This window comes from Dysgonomonas sp. GY617 (genome assembly GCF_015233815.1).
GTDB lineage: Bacteria > Bacteroidota > Bacteroidia > Bacteroidales > Dysgonomonadaceae > Dysgonomonas_A.
The window spans coordinates 1-1,564 of record NZ_JADCLR010000040.1; the positions used below are offsets into that span (position 1 = coordinate 1).

Genomic DNA, 1,564 nt, shown 5'->3' on the forward strand with positions numbered 1-1,564 from the left:
TCCAATCCCCACACGATTTCAGAATATAAAAGAATAGTAATGACAACAATCACTCATTACGGGTATGAAAACATACCTGCCAATCATCCCCATGTCGAACGTTTCCACGAAGATGCTTGTACTGTCTGCTTCGATACCAATTGCATTACCTCAGATACAGAAAAAGAGTCCGAAATAAGACAATGCTGGAGTTGTGGAAGTGAATTTCTCGCCGATGGTGAAATATTACTAATTGGTACTAAACTTTATAACAAAAGAGAAAGATGCGCAATGCATCCGGTCTGAAAAAACAGCTTAATAATATATGAAACGAAAATTTGTAATCACCCTCACTTTGATTTACAATCATACAATCGAAGTAGAAGCAGACAACAGTAATGAGGCAATAACTTATGTAAACGATAATAAGGACTTGCTTGCTCCGGACTCAGACTTCACCAAAGGAGAAAAAACAGTTGATTTCGCAGAACCTGTAGAAAATTAAAAATAGTATGGAAAAAATTAAAATTAAAATAGGCGATATCGTTAAAGCCAAGTTTGGCACTGTTGTATTCGGTGTAACCAAAACAGATGGCACACAAGAAAATTCAAATTTTGATATTTACGGCATTGTTACTGATATTATGCCTGACGAAAGAAACAAAGAAGACGAAATAGAAATGAAGTTCTTTTTTGATGCCAAATCTTCATATCGATACAATCCTGACGAATGGGAGGTAATGTATTCAACAAATTTAATAAAAGCCCCGGTTATACCTACACCCGAACAAATCCGTGAGGAGTTTATGAATGACGGTATCAATATGTCAGAGTTCCTGGCATCAGTTCCCGCAGATGGGCTGAATCTCGAACAAGCCTTCGAACTATATATCGGAGCAAGAAAATGGGCTGACGCAGACCGTTTCTTTGTTGATAAAGATGAAGGAGAATTAGAAGAACTGGAGTTTTAAATAGTGTATAACAAGTAATAAATATGGAAACAAAACAACGTGAGCAACTATCAAAAGTCGATCTACTCAAAGTTATAGATGGCCTACAACCCGGTAATTCTTTCTTCTTCAGCACTGACGCAGATAGCAACACATTTGGAATTACCCGTATGAAAATATACGATGGGGATATTCTTCTTCTGGGATATTTAGGGGGAATCGAGACATCCCTTTTCAATCGTATTAATCAAGAAGAAGACGCTGGGCTTTTAGAATGGTTAGATTATTGCACAAACCTGAATAATCTTGAATGTCTTTACAAAGTAGAGGAATCAGAGATTAACGCCAAATCCTCAAATAGGATACAACAAGACGTAAATACTAAAACCAAAGAAAACATCGTCTCCAGCTTTTTCTTTTTTATGTGGAATGGCTGGTGTAAAGAAGAATGTAAAATAGTTTTTGGAGGGGAGTTCCCACATTTTTGGAACAAGTGGTGTGAAAAGTGTAAAATATACAATGTCTATTGTGCTGCAGAGAAATTTTATGCCGACCTGACTGAGCATAATAGAACTAAGCTTGTCAAGCGTGCCTGTGAATTATATGATGGACGGGCAAGAAGAAAACCATTACCG

The 1,564-nt window shown here is 37.0% G+C and carries 3 protein-coding genes and 1 pseudogene; all 4 read left to right on the forward strand.

Annotated elements, in window-relative coordinates; all coding sequences use genetic code 11:
- Nucleotides 1-285: hypothetical protein (locus IR022_RS19780; protein ID WP_206759622.1), on the forward strand; the 285-nt coding region annotated here is incomplete at its 5' end.
- Nucleotides 286-304: 19 nt separating this feature from the next.
- Nucleotides 305-484: a hypothetical protein gene (locus IR022_RS19785; protein ID WP_194205054.1), complete on the forward strand. Its 180-nt coding sequence runs from the start codon at nucleotides 305-307 to the stop codon at nucleotides 482-484.
- 7 nt (nucleotides 485-491) lie between these two features.
- Nucleotides 492-950, forward strand: coding sequence for a hypothetical protein (locus tag IR022_RS20140; RefSeq protein ID WP_242053309.1), 459 nt, complete (start codon nucleotides 492-494; stop codon nucleotides 948-950).
- 23 nt (nucleotides 951-973) lie between these two features.
- A pseudogene (locus IR022_RS20145) lies at nucleotides 974-1,564 on the forward strand (hypothetical protein); the annotation flags it as partial.